The organism is Streptomyces sp. WAC04114, assembly GCF_019733245.1.
Lineage (GTDB): Bacteria > Actinomycetota > Actinomycetes > Streptomycetales > Streptomycetaceae > Streptomyces > Streptomyces massasporeus_A.
Map to the genome: position 1 here is coordinate 1 of NZ_JAIGQA010000161.1, position 19,041 is coordinate 19,041.

Below are 19,041 nucleotides of genomic sequence, written 5' to 3' on the forward strand. Positions count from 1 at the left end.
CCGTGGGGAACGGGGACGGGGCGGCGGGGTACGGAGGCATGTTTGTCATGATCACAAGCATGCCGGGCCCCGGGTCAGGCCGTGTAGGAACCGACCAGAAGCCCCAGATACGCCCCCGTGATCAGGAACGGGCCGAAGGGGATCGCCGTCTTGCGGGTGGCTCGGCGGGTGACGACCAGGGCCGCGCCGTACAGGGCGCCCAGGAGGAAGCCGGCGAAGGTGCCGAGCATGACCGTCGGCCAGCCGTACCAGCCGAGGGCCGCGCCGGCGCCGAGGGCGAGTTTGACGTCGCCGAAGCCCATGCCCGCGGGGTTGATGAGGAACAGGACGAAGTAGCCGCCGCCCAGCGCGAGGGAGCCGAGCAGGGCGGTCGTCCAGACGCCCGCGTGTTCGGGGACGAGCGCGGTGAGGCCCAGCAGGGCCAGGGCGGCACCGGCGAACGGGAGGGTGAGCGGGTCGGGCAGCCGCCGGACACGGAAGTCGACGACCGTGAGCAGCACCCCGACCGGGGCGAGCAGCAGCCAGACGCCGAGCTCCGGGCGGGTGCCGGTCGCGGCGGCGAGGACGGCGCAGACCAGGGCGGTGGCGATCACCAGAGGGGTCGTACGGGGCCCGTATCCGCGCTCCGCGCACTCCGGGCAGGCCGCCCGGCCCAGCCAGCCCCTGAGGACATGCCCGCCGGGGCACTCCGCCCGCCACGCCTCACCCGAGGGCGCCGAGAACCGGTACGCCGCGCGCGGCAGCAGCGCTCCCGCCGCCGCGCCCCACAGCGCGGCGGCGACGACCAGCACCCAGATGCTCATCCCGTCGCGGCGATCGCGTCACGCCACGTCGGCAGCAGCTCGTCGAGCAGCGCCTCGGTGCGCGGCGGCAGCCCACGGGCCCCGCTGCGGCCGATCAGGTCGGTGGCGAGTCCGGTCAGCCGCTGCGAGTCGCCGGTGGAGTGGGTCGCGCGCAGCAGCTCGTGCCACAGGCGCTCGTCGGCCGGAGCGGTACGCAGCGCCGCCTGCAGCGCCTCGATGGCCTTCTCCGCGCGGTTCTTCTCCATGTGGAACTCGCACAGCGCGAGGCCCGTGTCCGCGACGAGGAGCGGCAGCTGGGCGTCGACGATCTCGTGAGTGAGCCAGCGGTAGCGCCCCTCGGGCCGGTCGGCGAGCAGCGGCCCGCGCACCAGTACCAGCGCGTCGGTGAGCAGCCGCCCGCGCACGGCACGGCTGCTCACGCCCTTGCCCTGCGTGGCCTCGTGGTAGAGGGAGCGCAGCACGTCCAGGTCGGAGACGACGGTCTTGGCGAGGGTGAGCCGCCCGCTCGCGTCCCTGCCGAGGCGGGGTGTGCCGTCGGGGTCGGTGCCGAGCCAGATCCGCAGCCGGTCCAGCAGCGCGCTGCGCACGTCGTCGGTGACGCCGCGCGGCCACAGCGCGGAGGACAGCACCCGCGGGTGGACGCCCTCGCGGTGCAGGAGCAGCAGGGCGAGCGCCTCGTGCAGCAGCGCGCTGCGCTCCCCGTCCGGGGTGTCCAGGCCGATGATCTCGTACGGTCCGACCAGCCGCGCGTACACGGCCGGACGCCCCTGCTCGCTGATGTCGACGAGGAACGGCGGCGTGGTCGCGGGCCCGTCGGTCTCGCGCTCCGGGTCGGCCTCGACGAACAGCTCGACCACGGCGCGCTGCTGGGCGGCCGGCAGCAACTGCGCGTCGAGTTCGAGCCCGAGGAGCGGCGCGAGCAGCTTGCCCTCGCCGGTGATCTCCATCTCCCAGGCGGCGCCGGGCAGATCGCCGGTCTCGGTGCCGACGAGGTAGCCGATGCCGAGGCGGCTCGCGTCGGCGGCCAGTTCGGCGAGGGTGACGGCGTCCTCGGCGGACGGCTGGGCGGCGAGCAGGACGAGGTGCGGGGCCCAGCGGGTGTGCTGGGCGGGCCCGGTGCGCCCGGTGAGGACGGAGTCGTGCCCGGCGGCGCCGAGCGCTCCGCGCCGCTGCCGCGTCTCGGCCTCCATGGTCTCGACGAGCGCCTCGATGTCCTCCAGGTGCCGGATCCGGTTCGGGGCGAGCGGTGTGAGGTCCTCGCCGAACCCGACGAGCGTGATGGTCATGCGGTCGGACCAGCCGTTGGTCGCCAACTCGGCGGCGACGGAGGCGAAGACGGCGGCCCGGTCGGCCTCCCGGCCGCTCAGCGACACGATGCCGGGCACGGCCTCCAGGTTGAGCAGCAGCCGCGAGTCGTCCATCGTGCCGAGGCTGACGAGACCCGGATAGGGCGCGGCGGTGTCGACGTCCTCGTAGCGCTCGGCGTCGGTCCGGGACAGCATCCAGAACGTCTGGTCCTGCCCCTGCTGCCAGGGCGTCGGGGGCTTCCCGGCGGGCTGGGCGAGCTGGAGGTGCAGGTCGCCGTTGCTCAGCCAGGCCGCGTAGACGACCGGCAGCGCGCGCGACTCCTCGGCGAGGGAGGCGGCGAGACCGCGCAGGCTGCGGTCGAGCAGCCGGACGCCCTCGGGGTCGGCGCCGACGAGCAGCGCGTCCTGGACGTCCTGCGCGTCACCGTTCGGCGTGGGCGGTTCCATGCCGCGCCGGCCGCCGACGGCCCCGAACGCCGACTGCCACAGCGCCTGCCGGCGCCGCCGGCCCAGGGCGCCGAGGAGACCGGCGGCGAGGAGGGGGGCGGTGAGGAGGGCTTCGGGGAGGCCGAAGGAGCTGTCCGACTCGGCGCCGACGGCGGTGGCCTGCTGGTGGCCGGTGTCGTGGGCGGGCCGCTGCTGTTCGGGGACGGACACCTGGGTGGCGCCGCCACCGGCGTGCCCGTGCCCGCCGCCCTGGGCGCCGGAGCCGCCTCCGCCCTGGGCGTGGTCGCCGGTCTGGGCGTAGTCGCTGATCTGCTGCTGCACGTCCGGCGACACGTTGGGTGCCTCGTCGGGCATCTCCACGAGGTCGCCGCCGCGGGCGTCGCCCGGCATCTCCATGATCCAGCCGGGCCGGATGAGGCTGGCTTCGGAGAGCTTGGACCCGTCCGGCTGCACGCGGTCCTTGTTGAGCTCGAAGATCTCCTTGTAGCGGCGCCCGTCACCGAGGTGCCGTTGGGCTATCTCCCAGAGGGAGTCGTGGTGACGGCCCTCGGGCGGCTGGATCCGGTAGTACTTCGTGTCGCCCTGCTTGGCGGTGCTGCCGCCGGCGTCGGCGTGCGCGGCGGCGTGCGAGGCCTGCTCGGCGAGGGCCGCGGCGGCGCCGGAGGCCTGCTCCTGCTGCTGGGCGAAGATGCCCGGGGTGGCTTGGGCGGCCGCGACGGTCGGCTTCTGGTTGGCGTCGTAGCCGTTCCCGAGCTGCGACAGCCCGGGCGTGAAGCTGGCGGCGGTCGCGCCGACGAGCAGCAGCGCGGCGACGAGCTGGCGCGCCAGCAACTGGCTCGGCCCCGCGCCCGGCACCCGGCCCGGCACGCCGATCCCCGATAGCGCGGCCTTCATCTCCACGAGCACGCACGCCGTGAACTGCGCCCACGCCAGCCACACGATGACGGTGAGGATGTTCAGGAACGTGTGGACGGTGATCTCTTGCTGCAGCCAGTCGAAACTGGGCACCCCGTCCGGCAGCGGCCACCCGATCTGCGTGGCCAGCGCGCCCGGCACGCCGACGAGCAGCACGGCCAGGGCGACGAAGGCGAAGAACGCCTTCACGAAGTCCCCGAACGACCGCCGCCGGATCCGCACGGGCTGCGGCGTCCGGTTCCGCGGGGCGGCCGTGGCCCCCGCCGTCGTTCCCGTCGTACTTCCCGACGTACTTCCCGTCGAGCTTGACGAGCTTGAGGTGCGGCGTCGCGGCATGGCGGGAGTCCTGGGGTCGAGTGTGGAGTGAGGGGTGTGCTGAGCCTACAGAGATCTTATGGACTCTTATCGGGGTCACTGAAGGGCGGATCGAAGGATCCCCACGGGCGTCCGATTTGCCCCCGAAGTCACGGGTGTTCGCCGCTCGATCGGGCACGCGGAGACGCGGTCTTCGCAAGTGTCACGCAGGCTTCTCACGATCCCCACGCAATCCACTGCTGGCCCGCAGAGCGCCACTCCCCGCCCCTGATAGCTTCGTTCCCTGTCGCGTACACCGAAACAACGGGGGAGATCAACTGTGGCCCGCCGCGCACTGACCACGACTGCCGCAGCGTTCGCCACGGCGGCGGCGCTGCTTCTGACCGCCTGTGGAGGCGGCGACGATGCGTCATCGGACGACATCAAGGGCGCGGGCGACAGCTCCCCCAGCCCGACGGCGTCGAAGTCGTCCGCGGCACCCGACGTCAAGCGCCCGGTCATCAAGCTCCCCAGCAGCTTCCAACTCACCTTCGAGAACTGGACGAGCAGTGATCCGGTGGAGCAGGCGGTGCTGAACGACGGCAAGGAACAGCTGCGGGCCGGGTACGAGGCGATCATCGAGAACGATCCCGAGAGCAAGAACCGCGCCTTCTACGACACGAAGAACGGTTTCCTGCAGAGCCAGCAGTGGATCAGGACCTACACGGACAAGAACCTCACCGTCATCGGCAAGCTGCCCGTGTTCGACCCCAAGGTCGTCCTCTCCAAGGACAAGGCAGCAGCGTCCCTCTCGTACTGCACCGACGAGAGCAAGGCGTCCACGAGGAACCGCAAGACCGGCGAGGTCAAGGGGAACCCGGCAGGCACGGACCCCGAGGTCCTCTACGTGATTTCCATGGGCAAGAACGCCCAGGGGGTGTGGCAAGCAGTGTCCGCCCGTTCGGAGAGGGGCGGATGCGCGAAGTGAGGTCTCCACGCGTCTCCCTCCCGGTCTTCGTCGTCTCGCTGAGCGTCGCCCTCCTCGTACCCGCGCCTGCCATGGCCCTCGGCGGCGAGGGCAGCTACGGCGGCGGGGCCAAGGACAACGAGATCTCCGCTTCCGCCTCACAGTCCCGCATCAAGGTCACCCAGACGAGCGGCCCCACCGGCGGAAAGCAAGGCACCGTCGCGTCGACGGACGTCAACTGGAAGCCGCCGCCGTGCTGGTACGAGCCCGTCTTCACCCCCGAGCAGCTGAAGAACTTCTCGGAGAACAACGGCAGCGGCGACGCCGGTCTGCGCGACGGCTGGTACGGCTCGGAGCTCTGGACGGACCACTTCAGGGACGAGAAGGACGCCACCACCATCTTCACGAAGCCGGCGACCGTGAAGGGCTACAAGAACTACAACCTCGGCAAGAAGGGGTACTTCTGGCGCGGGGTGGCACCCGACGTGACCGGGATCGATGACACGTCACTGTGCAGCCGGCTCATGTTCTGGCAGGACGCCGGCGAGATCCCCAAGGTGCCCAACGCCCCCACCCCCGAGACCCTCGCCGACTACGCCTACGACAAGGTCAAGGTCCCCGAGACCGAGGTGGAGCTGAAGCCCGCCGCCAAGTCGACGGTGAACCTCCCGACCTGGGTCTGGCTGGACAAGGGCACCTTCAAGGACGTCAAGGTCCGCGCGGAGCTCCCGGGTACGGGCCTGTGGGCGGAGACCACCGCCAAGCCGGTCGCCCTCCACCTCGACCCGGGCACCGAGGACGCCGAGGTGTTCCCCGCCTCCGGCGACTGCGAGATCAACGACGACGGCTCCATCGGCACCCCCTACACCAAGGGCGCCGCCGACAAGACCCCGCCGTGCGGCATCCGCTACCTCCGCGCCACCGACGGCACCCCCTACCAGCTCTCCGCCAGCGTCACCTGGCAGATCACCTGGGAAGGCTCCGACGGCACCGGCGGCAAACTGCCCGACGGCACCTTCGAAACGACCCAGGACATGAACGTCCAGGAGATCCAGTCGATCAACCGCTGACGGGGCGCGTGCCGGACGGCGGGCCAACAACCGCGTGCGCAACCGCCATGCCACACCTGACGACGATCGGACAACGGAGAGACGGGCCTGTGTCTCGCCGCGCTCTGAGGACGACAACCGCCGAGAAGCCGTCGGACCAGAACAGCGCGGTTCCGCGTACACACCCCTGCGGTTTCCGGGCCGGCACTACGACCCGGAGCCGGACCTCCACTACAACTACTTCCGCTATTACGACCCCGAGAGTGCCCGGTACCTCTCGCCGGCCCCCTGGGGCTACGGGGCGACACCCAGAAGGCGATCGCAAAGCTCGAGAACATCGAGAAGGACCCGGTCGGGTCGATCAACTCCCAACCGAATCACAACCCCTACGACACAGAGGAGCTGCAGAACCCGCCTGAACCCTGCCCCCGTGAACGGCGGAATCGCCTTCCTCGACAGCCGGGACCACGAAAGGAACCCCGTCGATGCCTCAGCCCGTCGACCGTAGCCAGTCTTGACCGACCTGTCCCGTTACGTGAAAGATGAAGCCGATGGTTTCCTCGCCTCGCTCCCGAAGGAGATCTGACGTCACGCGAGAGCCCGATGACATACCCGCCGGGAGAAACTCCGGGCCGGGGTACGGTTCAGACGAGATGCCGGCGTTGAACTCCAGGGAGACTGCCGAATGGGCAAGGGCAAGAGCGACCTCGCGCTCCCGCTGACCGAGTTGGAGAGCTACGGGCGTCGGCTGCGGTCCATCAAGACGCGGCTGAATCACACCAAGAAGCTCTTCGAGTCGTACAAGGACGACATCGCCGACGGCAGTGTCAATGACGCGCTCGGTGATTTCGAGTCCAACTGGGAAGACGGGCGCGAGGACATCACGCAGCAGCTCGACGCGCTGGCGAGTATGTCCGATGCCGTCGTGCGCGAGTTCAAGAAGCTGGATGACGAACGCGCAGGAAAGGCCCCGGATCCGGAGATCCGGGGCCTTTCCTGCGCGTTCGTCAGGAGGCGACGGCCGCGTTGAGGTGCAGGTCCGCCGCGATGCCCTGCGGCGAGACGGCGAGGCCCAGGCCGCCGCCGACGCCGGCGGTGAGGCCGGCGGCCGTGGTCTCGACGTAGAGACCGGCTGCGGCACCGGCACCCGCGGCAGCACCGCCCGCCTGGCCGCCGGCGATGGAGTCCAGCTCGGCGTCGGACATCTGGGCGGTCTGGATCTGCGGGGTGAAGGCCATGGGGGGCGGTTCCCTTCGTTCAACAATTCGAAGTGCTCGAGCGTGACCGATCAAAGCACGTCGGAAGAAGGGGCGGCCAGTCAGTGCCCAGTCCGTGGATGGAGATGTGCGTGGATTTCTGGGCGTGAATTCATCGGTGTGACCATTCGGTCACGCGAAAACCCGCGGTCTTCACACCTTCTGCCACTTCGCGGCGTGGAAATGCGTTCCGCAACAGAAGAAATGAGCCGGACTCGGGTCCTGCCCCACCCCGTCCCGACCTCACGGTGAACGGTGTGCAGATTCGCCGAAGGTTCCGGACCGGCTCAGCCGACCTCGTTCTCCGCCACCGCTTCGCCGTGGACCACCACGTCACCGCCGTAGAACATGCCCGTGAAGACCGGGGAGTACGTGAGCTGGACCTCGACCTGTACCTGCTCGGCGTTCGCCGCCACGCAGTGGGTCGCGCCGATGTCCGCGCCCGTCATGTCCATCTCGCGGGCGAAGGCCTTCACGCGGGCGTTGCAGTTCTCGAAGTTGATCGGCGCCGGGCCGCCCTCGTTCTCGTAGAGGGCGTCGCGGTCGATGTCCTGGGCCGCGTAACGGGCCGCCTGTTCGGCGATGTCCGCGGCGCGTTCCCGCTTGGAGATGGACAGGCCGCCGTCGATGACGAACGCGGAGAGGGAGAGGAAGACGAGCGTGAAGATGATAACCGCGCCGGCGCCGGAGCCGCGGTCGTCCAGACGGGCGGCACGGGCGGCCCACCAGGCCGGCCCGAAGGAACGAAGGCGTCTCACGCCGACCTCCGGAACGGGTCGAGCGGGGAGCTGAAGCTCGCCGACAGGGTCGTCGGGACGTCCAGGCCGAGCATGGCGAGCCCCCGCACCTGGCAGCTCACCTCGACCGTGAAGATGGTGTCCGGTTCGAAGCCCTGGCTGGTCTGCGTGACGGTCACGGGGCCCGAGCAGACGTCCGCCAGGTTCGCCTCGGCGGCCTTCCTGGCCTCGGCCATGGCCGTCGCGTGGTCCTTCTGGATCGAACCCGCGCGGGCCGCGTCCCGGGCCGCTCCGTCGAGTGCTCCGCGGCCGTCCACGAGCTGGCCGAAGGCCACCAGGACCAGGATGAAGAGGATCATCACCGGCGCGAGGATCACGACCTCGACGGTGGACAGGCCACTGTCGTCCGCGGACCGGCGGCCCTGGGCGAGGGAAGGGACGGACATTCAGTTGCCCTCTTCCTGTACGAACCGCTCCACCGGCCCCACCGACTGCGCGTGCACCGTCAGATCCAGCCCGGGGAACACCGTCGGGACCCTGGCCGCGATCTCAACGCCCACCGTGTTCTGCTCCGGCTGCACCATCGTCACGTCCGGGGACAGGACCAGCTGGGGGCCGAGCTGGCGGATGTAGCTGTCGACGACGTCCCGCGCCTCGCCCCGCCACGCCCCCGGCTGCTCGTCGGCCGTGGCACGGGCCTTGCGGGCTCCGGCCTGGGCCGCCGCCTGGGCGACGTGGTCCGCGAAGAAGTACAGGGCGAACTGCACGGTCGCGAAGATCATGAAGAAGAGGACCGGGGTGAGCAGCACGAACTCGATCGCGGTCATGCCTGAGTCGCCGCGGGTGGCCGCCCGTTCCCGTGCGGCCCGCACCCAGCGGCGTATCCGTCTGCTGACGTCTGCCGGCATCCCCGTGAACCCCGTTGCTCTGATGCTCCTGATGGTCCTGATGGCCCTGAGGCGATCAGCAGGTCTTGCCTGCGTCGGCGCCCTTGATGCAGTCGCCGACCTTGTTGGCGCCCTCGCTGAGCGCGGCGTTGATGATGGCGGCCACGACACCGACGATCGCCACGACGACCGCGGAGATGATGACCCACTCGACCGCGGAGGCACCGCGGTCCAGCTCGCCGGAGCGGGCCCGCTCGGTGCGGGCCTGGAGGAAGGTGACGAGGAAGTCCACGGCGGGGATGCCGGTGTGGAAGTTGCGTCCGTTCATGACGTCTTGTCCTTTCGAAATCGGTTCACGGAAGTTCTGGAGTTGTGAAGGTCGCTCACTGCGAGCTCATCGCGAGTTCGCCGCAAGGCTCACGCACGGCTCACTGCACCTGGAACACCCGCATCGCCGCCGGAAAGATCAGGAACACCAGGAACCCGGCGCACAACAGCAGCTGTGCGACGAGCATCGACTGGGACTTCTCGCCCGCGCTGCCCTCGATCTCGGCGAGTTCGCGGTGCCGCATGGTCTCGGCGCGGGAGGCGAGGGACTCGCGGACCTTGGCACCGTCGTCCGCGACGAGGGCCAGGGAGGCGGAGAGGTCCTTGAGTTCCTCGACGCCGATCTCCTCGCCGAGCGCGCCGAGTGCCTGCCACTGGCTGACGCCGGTGATGCGGGCGTCGGACAGGGCGTTGCGGATGCGCTGGTTGGCCCAGCCGTCGGAGATCTCGGCCGCCGCCATCAGGGCCTCGGGCAGACCGCGTCCGCCGGCGAGGCTCATCGACACCAGGTCGAGGTAGGCGCCGATCACACGCCGCAGGTCGCGCCGCTTCTCGGCGGCGTCGCGGCGCACTTCGAGGTCGGGCAGGAAGAAGAAGACGACCGCGAAGAGCAGGGCCAGCCAGACCGGGATGATCGGGCTGCGGCCGAAGCCCAGCGTGTAGACGATGGCGAACAGGAACGGGCCGAAGAACAGGCCGGCCACGCCGAGCAGCACCTTCGTCGCCAGGAACTTCTCCCAGCTGCGGTCCAGCACCGCCAGGTCCGCGCGCAGCGAGCGCTGCTCCCAGCCCTGCTGGAGGTAGAACTCCGAGACGCGCAGGCCGACTTCGGCCCGCAGTGCGCCCAGGCGTCCCTTCTCCCGCTCCACGCGGGCCGACTCATAGGCCGAGCCGCGGGCTCGCATCGCGTCGATCCGCGCGACCTGTGAGATCGCGCTGCGCTTGCCGGGCATGAGGGCTCGCACGAGGGCGTAGATGCCCAGGCCGAGGACGGCGCCGACGACGAGCGGCATCGTGAGATCCATCAGCGTGCCCCTTCTTCCTGCGGCATCCGCTGCTGGGACTGCGCGTGCGACGGCGTCCTGGGACGGACGAACTGGACGGAGGCCTCGTCACGGACCAGGAAGCGCTCCGGCGTCTCGATGGTGGACAGCTTGCGCAGCCACCAGAAGCCGAGGGCGAACAGGCCGCAGACACAGGCCAGGACGAGCTGGCCGACGGCCGTACCGTACGGCTCGACGAAGTCGCGGTTGAAGATCGACAGGCCGAGGACGAAGGCGACGGAGACCGCGACGACGATCTTCACGGACCTGCGGGTCGACGCGCGCTGGGCCATGACCCGCTGGCGCATGTCGACCTCCTCGCGGGCCGACTTGGCCAGGGCGCCGAGGACTTGGCGCAGACCCGGGCCGCGCAGGCGGGCGTTGAGGATGAGGGCCGCGACGATGATGTCGGCGGAGGCGTCGTCGATCTCGTCGGCGAGTTGCTGGAGCGCCTCGGGCAGCGGGGTGCGGGCGCGCAGCCGGTCGACGAGGGCGTCGAGGTGGGGTCGCAGGACGGGTGCCGCGGCGCGGGCGGAGGCCGGGATGGCCTGCTCCAGGCCCACGGCGCCGGCGATGGTGTCGCGCAGGGACTCCGTCCAGGAGGCCAGGGCCTCCACGCGGCGCATGGCGGCCCGTTCCTCACCGGCGCCGCCGAACAGGCGGTCCCAGAAGAAGACGAGGACACCGGCCGCGATGCCCGCGACCGCCCAGCGGGTGAGGACGAGGACCACCAGGCCGACGATGGCGGCGAGCGAGCCGCGCTGCCCGGCGAAGCGGATCAGTTCGCTCGCCCGCTCGGCGGCCTTCTGCTTCTCGTGGTCGGGCTTGGCGGGCAGCCCGCGGACGGCGATGAGGAGGAGGGCGAGGCCGCCGCCGACGGCGACACCGCTTCCTATCGAGTACAGGACGGTGGTGGAGAACAAGCCGCCCATGGAACCGAGCGAGCCGAGTGCCGCGAGATTCGTGGTCATCCCCGGCTCACCCCCAGGTCCCGGACGGCCGGTAGCCGTGTGCCATCAGTTCCTCCAGGCAGGCTATGGGGGCGTGCGGCACGATCCGGCCGTCGGGGGCCTCCGCGAACACCTCGCTGGACAGCACGCGTCCGTCGACGCCGTTGACCTCGCGGACGGAGGTGACCATGCGCTGGAGGCGGCCGCCGTTGCCGAAGTTGTTGCGCCGCTGGATGAAGACGACGAAGTTGACCGCGCCCGCGATCAGCATCTGGCTGGCCTCGATGGGCAGCCGTTCCGTGGCCTGCAACGCATAGGTGGAAATACGGTTGAAGACCTCGTGCGAGCTGTTGGCGTGGATCGTGGACAGAGAGCCGTCGTTGCCCTGCGACATCGCGTTGAGCATGGTGACGATCTCGTCGCCGAGGACCTCACCGACGATGACCCGGGAGGGGTTCATACGCAGCGAGCGTCGCACCAGTTCCGCCATCGAAATGGTGCCCTGGCCCTCGGAGTTGGGAAGGCGCTCCTCGAAGGCGACGACGTTGGGGTGCAGGTCGGGGAAGGTGTCGAGGCCGAGCTCCAGGGCCCGTTCGACGGTGATGAGGCGCTCGTGCGGCGGGATCTCGTTGGCGAGGGCGCGCAGGAGCGTGGTCTTTCCGGCGTTGGTGGCGCCGGCGATCATGATGTTCTTGCGGGCGCGGACCGCGCAGGCCATGAAGTGGGCGACCTCGGGCGACAGGGTGCCGTTGCCGACGAGGTCGGAGATGAACACCTTGCCCATGCGCGCGCGGCGGATGGACAGAGCGGGGCGCCGGGTGACGTCCATGACGGCCGACAGACGCGAGCCGTCGGGCAGGCGCAGGTCGAGCTGCGGGTTGGCCGAGTCGAAAGGCCGGGAGGACAGACCGGAGTACGCGCCGAGCACCTGGATGAGCTCGATGAGCTCCTCGTCGGTCTCGGCGACGGGGTCGCCCTGCACCTCACGGCCGTCGGCGTACCCGATGAACACCTGGTCGCAGCCGTTGATGTCGATGTTCTCGACCTCGGGGTTGTCCAGCAGCGGCTGGAGTCGGCCGACGCCGAACAGCGCGGCGTGCACGGCGGCCGCGTACTGCTCCTCGGTCTCCGCGTCCAGCGGCGTACGGCCCGCGTTGATCTCGGAGCGGGCGTGCTCCTCCAGGATCTGGGCTATGACGGCCCGGGCGTACTGCCGTTCGTCCTCCGTGGACATCGGGGTGACGCCCGCGACCTGGTCCTGCCGGCGCTGCTCGGCGATGCGGTCGCCGGCGTCCTGGCGGAACCGCTTGACCAACTGGTGGTCGACAGCGGTCATGCGCCGGCCCCCGCGTGGCCCTGCGTCCGGCCCGGGGCGTGCGGGGCGTGGTGGGCCTGGGGCGCCTGGTCGGCCTGCGCGGAGGCGGCCCAGGCGGCGCCGTACTGCTGGTAGATGTCGGCGGCGACCTTGCGGGCCGAGCGGATCAGCAGCGACTTGTCGAGGCGGCCGCGCTTGCGGCCGGCCAGCTGGTCGGCGCCGGTCGGGTCGTCGGCGATGGTGCCGACCACGCGGGCTCCGGTCTGGGCGTGCACCAGCATGTCGTTGACCTGCGAGGCGAGCTTGCCGGCCGTGCCGGTGTCGGCGATCAGGACGACACCGATCATCGGGGTGCCGAGGCTCGCGGCGCCTCGCGGTCCGCCGTGCAGCTTGCCGGCGAGGGCGGCGGCACGGTCACGGACGCGGGCGATGGCCTCGGGCTCGGTGCGCGAGACGAGCAGCACGAGCGCGGCGTGCGGGAACATCTCCACGGCCGGGGTGTCGCCGCTGATGCGCCCGCAGTCGGCGATGACGTCGGCGGCGGCGTGCGGGGAGTCGGCGAGGGAGTTGAAGGCGTGTCCGAGGGTGGGCCACAACCCGGCGAGTCCGGCGGCCTGTTCGGCGATACCGAGCCCGACGAGGACCTCCAGCCCGCCGCTCAGCGGCTGTACGTGGTCCCAGAGCTGGTCGGGCACGAGGCCGCGGCGCGCGGTGGCGGCGATGGACAGCATGCCGGTGTTGGGGTTGAGCGGTCCGCCGTGCGCGGCGGCACTGCGGTAGACGAGGTCACCGCCCGCCGGGTCCGCCTCGGCGAGCAGGACGCGCCGCGGCCAGACCGCCGAGAGCGCGACGGCCGCGGTGGTGACGCCGGGGGAACCCTTGTCGGCGGCGAGAGCGATGAGCGCCATGGGTCGAGTGCCGCCTTCTAGTTGCCGGGGACGTGCACGATGGCGACCTGGTTCGCCGCCGCCGCCGAGGCGAGCGCTGCCGCGTCGGCCTGGTCGACGAGGACGGTGATCGAGAGGTTGCCCGTGCTCACCGTGGCGTCGTCGTCCGCCGCGACGGTGTTCACTCGCGCGTTGTCGACGAGGGCGCCGCCGGAGGAGGAGGTGCCGCCCGAACCGCTGTTGCTGTCGGAGCTGTTCGAGCCGGAGCCGGTGGAGCTGACACGGTAGGCGGAGACGAGGTCACCGGCCTTGAGGTCCGCGGGGTACGTGCCCTCCTTGAGGGCGAGGCCCACGGAGGCCTTGCCCGCCGGCAGGCTGGCCTTCTTGGCGAACATCTGGCCCATCACGACCGTGTCGGAGTAGATCGTGGACTTGGCCTTGAGGGTCTTCAGCGTGGCCAGCTGGTCCCACTTGACGTAGTTGATGCTGTCGTCGGCGGCGACCATCACCGAGGTCACGTTGGTGCCGACGGACTCCCCGGCCTGGATCTCCTTCGTCACCTTGACGACCTCGACCCGGTTGCCGACCTGCAGCACGAGCATCGTCACACCGAGCGCGCCCACCAGGATCAGCAGCACCGCGAGCGCGGCCAGTGCCGGTTTGCGCTCGCGAGGCGGGGTGGGAAGCCGGTCGCCGACCGACGGCTGAGCCGGAGCGGCGGAACGACCGGCGCCCGCCCCCGTACGCTCTTGGATCTTCACGCAACCGCTCCCCGTACACCCAAGAAGATGTCTGTCATGTGCCTTCAAATTCGGACACTTCACCCGCGTCGACCCGCACGGAGAAGTGCGGGACGGGCCGGACGTACCCGCCCGACCTGGGCGAATAGCCAGCACTGGGGGTGAGTGTCAAGCCATCGCACCGTATCAGCCGCACATAAGCCCCTCAAGGCGCGTCCGGCCCCACGGACCGCAGGGCACGGCCTGTTATCCATCTGCAACGTCAGGCGCGGTCAACCCGTCCGGGAGCAGCCCCGGATGACAGCACCACCTGTGCGCCAGCGAATCGCCATCGGTCCCAACGGCGCCTGCCGAGCGGCCGGTTCGTCACCTGTCGGCCATCATGCCTGCACGATTCACTCACGAAGCGGGGGTGGGCATCGCGCGCGGATGACCTCGCGGGGGTGACGTCGACGCCCGCCGGTGTCACTCCTGGAGGGCATCGAGGTCCAGGCGTCCCGGCCGGAGATCCGCCGGAAGATGCGCCCGGGCCTCCGCCTGGTAGGTGCGCAACCTGTCCTTCAGGTCGGCGAATTCCGTCAGCACCTCGAAGGCGTGGGCCGCGGCCATCGCGCAGCGGCCGGTGGCGATCTCCTCGAAGAGGATCTCCGTGCACCCGTGCACCGCCTCCTTGCACCTCGCCGCGATGTCCTCCTGCTCACCGCCCGTGAGGTGGCTCAGCACGGCCAGGATGTGCGATCGCCAGGCGAGCGGCACCTGCCGGTCGGCAAGAGCGGCGACGAGCATCATCGCGGTCGCGTACGCCGGCTCCATGAGGTTGGACTGGATGTAGACGTGGTTGTCCGCCCAGCCTTCCCCGACCCGGGCCGGGAGCGGGCCGTCCAACGCGGCGAGGAAGTCCTCGGGGACATGGTCCGCGCTTCGGTCGCAACCGCAGGTCATCGCCTGCCAGTCGTGGCGGGCGATCTCGAGGTCCAGGATGCGCATGGGGGATCTCTAGCACTACGGGTCCGCCGGGGCCCAGCGGGTGGGTCTCCGGCCGCGCGGCTCGGGACACCGGGCTGAGCAGAGCAGAGCAGTGACTACCGGTACCAGTCCTCTCCCTCCACGAGACCACGGCATCCTGATGGGCCCGGCCGGCGAAGCGGCCACACCGCGACCGGTGCGACCTGTAGCACTCGCGAAGCCCGAGTAGAGTTCCGCGCGGACAGCGATCGGACCGCGGGGGGCTCACCGGTGAGAGCAGTCAGGACGAACCACGCCTGGGCAGGACGGATACCGGGCCGGAGCAACGTCCGCGCCCGCGCACTCCGACTCCTCCTCGCACTCTGCGCGTTGCCCGTCGTCTTCGCGACCGCCACCCCCGCCCACGCGACGGACACGACTCCCGACACCCGGGCCACGACCACCGCCCCGGCCCGTGGCGCGGACCCGGCTCCCGACGCCCAGGCCGCCTACCTCGCCGACCGCCTGCGCGAGAGCCCGGTCCACGTCACCGACCAACTCCCGCGCGAACTACCCCCATCCACCGCCCCCGACTTCGCGAGGCTCGCGAAGAAGACCGGCGTCCCGACCTACGTCCTGGTCCTGCCCATGATGAGCAGCACCGAGGGGGACCAGCTGCTCGGCGCCGTGCACGACCGGCTCGGGCGCGACGGACTGTACGTCCTGATCGAAGGGACGGCCGTCGCGCGGGCCACTGCCTACGGCGTGCGCGCCCCCGCTGAGGCCGCAGTCACCGTCACGGTGTACGAACTTGCCTACGACGCAGGCGCTCTGGCGAGTTTCGAGCGCTTCGTCGAGGTCATCGCACAGGGCGAGAAGAAGGCCGCCGCCCGCGCCGAGGCCGCACGCGAGAGATACGGGGACGACGAACCCGCCGAGATGTACATCGGCCCGTCCGACCGCCAGAACCAGTCGTTCCTCACGGGGATCCTGCTCACCGGCGTACCGCTGTCGATCCTGCTGCTCGCGGCGTACGCGAGGCGCGGGCGCACCGGAAAGCCCGCTCTGCGCCTGATCGTCCCGGGCGTGGCGCTCCTGTCCGCCGCCGCGATCGCCCTCACCGCTCCCGTCGTCTTCGACGAGACCAGGTCGAGCGCGGCGCGGCCCCCCACCCCCGCCGAGATGTCCGCCCGCGTGGAACGGGTCGCGGCGGGGCTGAAACAGGACCCCGTCTACGCCGATCCGGAGAGCCCGCGCGTCCTCGACGCCCGGCAACTGGACCGGCTGCACGAGCGGATCCGGGACTTCCGGCGCTCCGACGGCGGCGGCCCCGTCTACGTCTCCCTCGTGCCGCAGACCCCGGAGAGCGAAGCAGCCGGCGACGCGGACCTGTTCGCCGCGGCGGTGCACGCCAAGGTGGGCGAGGACGGTGTGTACGTCGTCGCCGATCCGGACGACGGCACGATCGACGTCCTCAACCACGGCCTGCGCCTGGACTCGAGCCATCTGTCCTTCGACCTGCCGGATTCCCTCACCCTGGGCGACGGCAGGGCGGACGAGGCCGACGACCACCTCCTTGGCGAGCGTCTCGACAGGCTGATGACCTTCCTCGACGAGACCCCGCGCACCGACCGGCCGCGAGGCCCGTCAGCAGGAGAGCCGCGAAGGCGCCCACGATCAGACCGGGCCAGAAGTCGGTGGAGTACAGGGCCGGGAGGGTGTGCTCGCCGGCGCTCACCCGTACCCGAGTCGTTCGACCGCATGCCGATCACGGCCCCGACCGCTCCGTCGACGTCGTACCTCCGGCGCACCGCGTACAACGAACTCATCGCACTCAGCGCCGAGTTCGACCCGGAGGACCACGCTCGCGACCGGGAGCGTCTCGACACCGCCCTGCTCCTGGTCGACGGCGACCCCGGCCGCGCCCGGCGACCAGGGGTGGATCCCACGACCCTGGTCGCCGTCATCGTGCTCGCCCGAGCGGGCCGGGCTGCCCTCACCGGACGGCCGTCGAAGTTGTGCTGCGGCGTCAACCCGCTGCACGGCCCCGCCGAACACCGCCACCACGTACGCGTCACGGCCGACGGCAACCGCCGCCGCCTGCTCCCCGTCTGCGCGCCCTGCCACGACGTGGCCGTCGCCGAACCGGGCGGCATCCCGGGCCGGTTGCTCAAGCTGCCCGGCCCCGCCCTCGGCAACACCCGCCTCCCCTATTACGACATCACCGACAGCCCTCTGACCGCCGTACCCGACGGCGTCGGCCGGCTCGTCGACAGGGTGAGGGGGGCAGCAGGTGTCCACTGAGGAGCCTCCCCAGCCCGCCATGCCATGATCATCGCTCGATCAGCCACCTAGGAGCCCCCCATTGAAGCGCGCCGCCCTGGCCGTCGTCTCCGTCCTGGCCCTGACCTCCGCACTGACCGCCTGCTCGGGCGGTGAGGACAAGCCCTCCGCCTCGCCGACGACGCCGAAGACCAAGCAGATCACTCCGGCCCAGAGGCTGGCGAAGGCCATCGTGACGCAGGACGACCTGCCCGGATACAACGTGTCCGAGCCGGAAGCCCAGTACGCCTTCGCCAAGTCCCCCGATGAGCTCAAGGTCGACAAGCCCGGCTGCGCCCCGCTCGCCCTTGCGATGAACCAACTCCCGCTCGGTGAGCCGCAGGCCGACCTCGTACGCACCGCCGGGGCGGGCTACGGCAAGGAGAGCACGTACATCACTCTCGCCTCGTACGAGCCGGCGGCCGAGGCCGAGTCGTTGCTGGCCGGGCTCGCGAAGGCCGTACCGGAGTGCGGCGGCGGGTTCACCGCGAAGGCGGGCAAGAACTCCACGGCCTACGAGTCGGTCACCGCCGAGAAGGGCACGACGAGCGGTGCCGTCGCCTTCCACTCGGCGATGACGTTCCGGGGGGTCACCCACACCCTGCGCACCGAAGCCGTCCGCGAGGGCGACGTGCTCGCCGTCTACTTCTCGGTGAACGGCTTCGCCATCGCCGACAGCACACGGCCCAGCGACGCCAAGATGCCCGCGAACGTGGTGAAGGCGCAGAACTCCAAGCTCGCGCAGTGAGCGGCCCGCCGGTCAGCCGGGCAGCCTGTCCTCGCGCAGGGCGTCGAACAGGGCGCGGGCCCGACGGTCGTCCCACTTCACCGCGCTGCCCTTGGAGGTGCGCAGGTCCGGGTCGGCCACGGGCACGTCGATCCGCCGCCCTTCACCGCCCGTGGCCTTCCGCAGGGCCTCGAACAGCCCCATGAGGTCCGGAAGTTCGGTGCCCTCGTCGACGATGAGGGTGTCGAGGCCCGCGTCCAGGGTCGGGAACGACTTCGACGGGTCGGCGAGGGTGGCCGGGGTGGCGGCCTTGCGGGCGAGGGCGGCGAGGAATCTCTGCTGGTTGCGGGTGCGGCCCAGGTCCCCCTGGGCCTCCTGCTTCCGCTGCCGTACGAAGGCCAGCGCCTCGGCGCCGTCGAGGGTCTGGCATCCGGCGGGCAGGTCGGCGCCGGAGTCCTCGTCCCGGACGGCCTTGTCGAGGCACAGGTCCACCCCGCCGACGGCGTCGACCACCCCCACGAAACCGGCGAAGCCGATCTCCGCGTAGTGGTCGACGCGCACGCCGGTGTTGCGTTCCACGGTCCGCACCAGCAGGTCCGGACCGCCCAGCGAGAACGCGGCGTTGAGCTTGTCCGGCGCGGCCCGGTGGCTGCGGCCGGTGCCGGGGTCGACGTAGGGCGGGAGGGTCACCCAGGAGTCGCGCGGCAGGCTGAGCATCGTGGCGCCGTTCGCGCCGGTGTGCAGAAGGATCACCGAGTCGGTGCGGCGGCCCTCGGCCGAGCCGGTGTTGAGGTCCTTCCGGTCCTGCTCCGACAGCCCCTCGCGGCTGTCGGAGCCGACGACCAGATAGGTGGTGCCCTCTCCGGCCGGCACCCGCGCGCCGAGCGCACCGAGGTCGACCTCCTGGTTGAGCCGGGTGTCGGCCCAGACGTACGTGCCGGCGCCGCCGAGCAGCAGCAGGGACGACAGGACGGCCGCCGTCCGCAGGTACCGCCGGCCCCTGCCCGCCCGGCGCCGCGGAGTGCGGCTGCCGCGACCGCCTCGGGCGTGGGAGCCGCCGCCGTCGTAGCGGCCGGGGGCGGCTCCCACGCCCGAGGCCGTCGCGGCAGCCCGCCTCTTATAC

Annotated in this window: 20 protein-coding genes and 1 pseudogene; 7 read left to right on the forward strand and 14 right to left on the reverse strand. The window is 71.0% G+C overall.

Annotation, left to right across the window (positions count from 1 at the left end):
• Window positions 1-74: 74 nt before the first annotated feature.
• The gene (locus tag K4G64_RS30670; RefSeq protein ID WP_221759198.1) at window positions 75-803 is read right to left on the reverse strand and encodes an A24 family peptidase; all 729 of its coding nucleotides are present in this window, start codon (window positions 801-803) and stop codon (window positions 75-77) included.
• A complete protein-coding gene (locus tag K4G64_RS30675) occupies window positions 800-3,694 on the reverse strand; it encodes a BTAD domain-containing putative transcriptional regulator (protein ID WP_221759199.1) in 2,895 nt (964 codons plus the stop codon). The genes K4G64_RS30670 and K4G64_RS30675 overlap by 4 nt, the downstream gene beginning before the upstream one ends.
• A gap of 412 nt (window positions 3,695-4,106) precedes the next feature.
• Here K4G64_RS30675 and K4G64_RS30680 point away from each other — a divergent pair, with 412 nt between their 5' ends.
• From K4G64_RS30680 to K4G64_RS30695, 5 genes and pseudogenes are all read left to right on the forward strand, one after another.
• The gene (locus K4G64_RS30680; RefSeq protein ID WP_221759200.1) at window positions 4,107-4,754 is read left to right on the forward strand and encodes a hypothetical protein; all 648 of its coding nucleotides are present in this window, start codon (window positions 4,107-4,109) and stop codon (window positions 4,752-4,754) included.
• Window positions 4,742-5,803 carry a hypothetical protein gene (locus tag K4G64_RS30685; protein ID WP_221759201.1) on the forward strand — a complete coding sequence of 354 codons (1,062 nt, stop codon included), beginning with the start codon at window positions 4,742-4,744 and terminating at the stop codon, window positions 5,801-5,803. The genes K4G64_RS30680 and K4G64_RS30685 overlap by 13 nt, the downstream gene beginning before the upstream one ends.
• Before the next feature lie 151 nt (window positions 5,804-5,954).
• Window positions 5,955-6,092: pseudogene (locus K4G64_RS41560) on the forward strand (RHS repeat-associated core domain-containing protein); the annotation flags it as partial.
• Between the two features lie 26 nt (window positions 6,093-6,118).
• A complete protein-coding gene (locus K4G64_RS41565) occupies window positions 6,119-6,328 on the forward strand; it encodes a hypothetical protein (RefSeq protein ID WP_374206460.1) in 210 nt (69 codons plus the stop codon).
• A gap of 139 nt (window positions 6,329-6,467) precedes the next feature.
• Window positions 6,468-6,812: a hypothetical protein gene (locus tag K4G64_RS30695; protein ID WP_221759203.1), complete on the forward strand. Its 345-nt coding sequence runs from the start codon at window positions 6,468-6,470 to the stop codon at window positions 6,810-6,812.
• Here K4G64_RS30695 and K4G64_RS30700 read toward each other — a convergent pair.
• The 11 genes from K4G64_RS30700 to K4G64_RS30750 all read right to left on the reverse strand — a co-directional run bounded on the left by K4G64_RS30700 (window position 6,790) and on the right by K4G64_RS30750 (window position 14,911).
• Window positions 6,790-7,020, reverse strand: coding sequence for a hypothetical protein (locus K4G64_RS30700; RefSeq protein ID WP_031107186.1), 231 nt, complete (start codon window positions 7,018-7,020; stop codon window positions 6,790-6,792). The genes K4G64_RS30695 and K4G64_RS30700 overlap by 23 nt on opposite strands.
• 305 nt (window positions 7,021-7,325) lie before the next feature.
• Entirely contained in the window at window positions 7,326-7,796 is a 471-nt protein-coding gene (locus tag K4G64_RS30705) for a pilus assembly protein TadG-related protein (protein WP_221759204.1), read from the reverse strand.
• Complete coding sequence (locus K4G64_RS30710) at window positions 7,793-8,221, reverse strand: TadE/TadG family type IV pilus assembly protein (protein WP_221759205.1); 429 nt, start codon at window positions 8,219-8,221, stop codon at window positions 7,793-7,795. The genes K4G64_RS30705 and K4G64_RS30710 overlap by 4 nt, the downstream gene beginning before the upstream one ends.
• Window positions 8,222-8,683 (reverse strand): TadE family protein, encoded by a 462-nt coding sequence (locus K4G64_RS30715; RefSeq protein WP_221759206.1) that lies wholly within the window; start codon window positions 8,681-8,683, stop codon window positions 8,222-8,224.
• 55 nt (window positions 8,684-8,738) lie between these two features.
• Window positions 8,739-8,990, reverse strand: a complete 252-nt coding sequence (locus K4G64_RS30720; protein WP_010041603.1) for a hypothetical protein — start codon at window positions 8,988-8,990, stop codon at window positions 8,739-8,741.
• A 100-nt stretch (window positions 8,991-9,090) separates the two neighbouring features.
• Window positions 9,091-10,014: a type II secretion system F family protein gene (locus K4G64_RS30725; RefSeq protein WP_221759207.1), complete on the reverse strand. Its 924-nt coding sequence runs from the start codon at window positions 10,012-10,014 to the stop codon at window positions 9,091-9,093.
• Window positions 10,014-10,964 carry a type II secretion system F family protein gene (locus K4G64_RS30730; protein WP_221759214.1) on the reverse strand — a complete coding sequence of 317 codons (951 nt, stop codon included), beginning with the start codon at window positions 10,962-10,964 and terminating at the stop codon, window positions 10,014-10,016. The genes K4G64_RS30725 and K4G64_RS30730 overlap by 1 nt, the downstream gene beginning before the upstream one ends.
• A gap of 46 nt (window positions 10,965-11,010) precedes the next feature.
• Window positions 11,011-12,318, reverse strand: a complete 1,308-nt coding sequence (locus K4G64_RS30735; protein ID WP_221759208.1) for a CpaF family protein — start codon at window positions 12,316-12,318, stop codon at window positions 11,011-11,013.
• A complete protein-coding gene (locus K4G64_RS30740; RefSeq protein ID WP_221759209.1) occupies window positions 12,315-13,205 on the reverse strand; it encodes a hypothetical protein in 891 nt (296 codons plus the stop codon). Before K4G64_RS30740 ends, K4G64_RS30735 begins: the two co-directional genes overlap by 4 nt.
• Before the next feature lie 17 nt (window positions 13,206-13,222).
• Entirely contained in the window at window positions 13,223-13,945 is a 723-nt protein-coding gene (locus tag K4G64_RS30745; protein WP_221759210.1) for a hypothetical protein, read from the reverse strand.
• A 444-nt stretch (window positions 13,946-14,389) separates the two neighbouring features.
• Window positions 14,390-14,911: a hypothetical protein gene (locus K4G64_RS30750; protein ID WP_221759211.1), complete on the reverse strand. Its 522-nt coding sequence runs from the start codon at window positions 14,909-14,911 to the stop codon at window positions 14,390-14,392.
• 348 nt (window positions 14,912-15,259) lie between these two features.
• Here K4G64_RS30750 and K4G64_RS30755 point away from each other — a divergent pair, with 348 nt between their 5' ends.
• Window positions 15,260-17,173 carry a hypothetical protein gene (locus tag K4G64_RS30755; protein ID WP_260461196.1) on the forward strand — a complete coding sequence of 638 codons (1,914 nt, stop codon included), beginning with the start codon at window positions 15,260-15,262 and terminating at the stop codon, window positions 17,171-17,173.
• A gap of 61 nt (window positions 17,174-17,234) precedes the next feature.
• Window positions 17,235-17,939, forward strand: a complete 705-nt coding sequence (locus K4G64_RS30760; RefSeq protein WP_221759213.1) for a hypothetical protein — start codon at window positions 17,235-17,237, stop codon at window positions 17,937-17,939.
• Between the two features lie 12 nt (window positions 17,940-17,951).
• Here the strand turns inward: K4G64_RS30760 and K4G64_RS30765 are convergent, their stop codons facing one another.
• Entirely contained in the window at window positions 17,952-19,007 is a 1,056-nt protein-coding gene (locus K4G64_RS30765; RefSeq protein ID WP_308122537.1) for an LCP family protein, read from the reverse strand.
• Window positions 19,008-19,041: the final 34 nt, after the last annotated feature.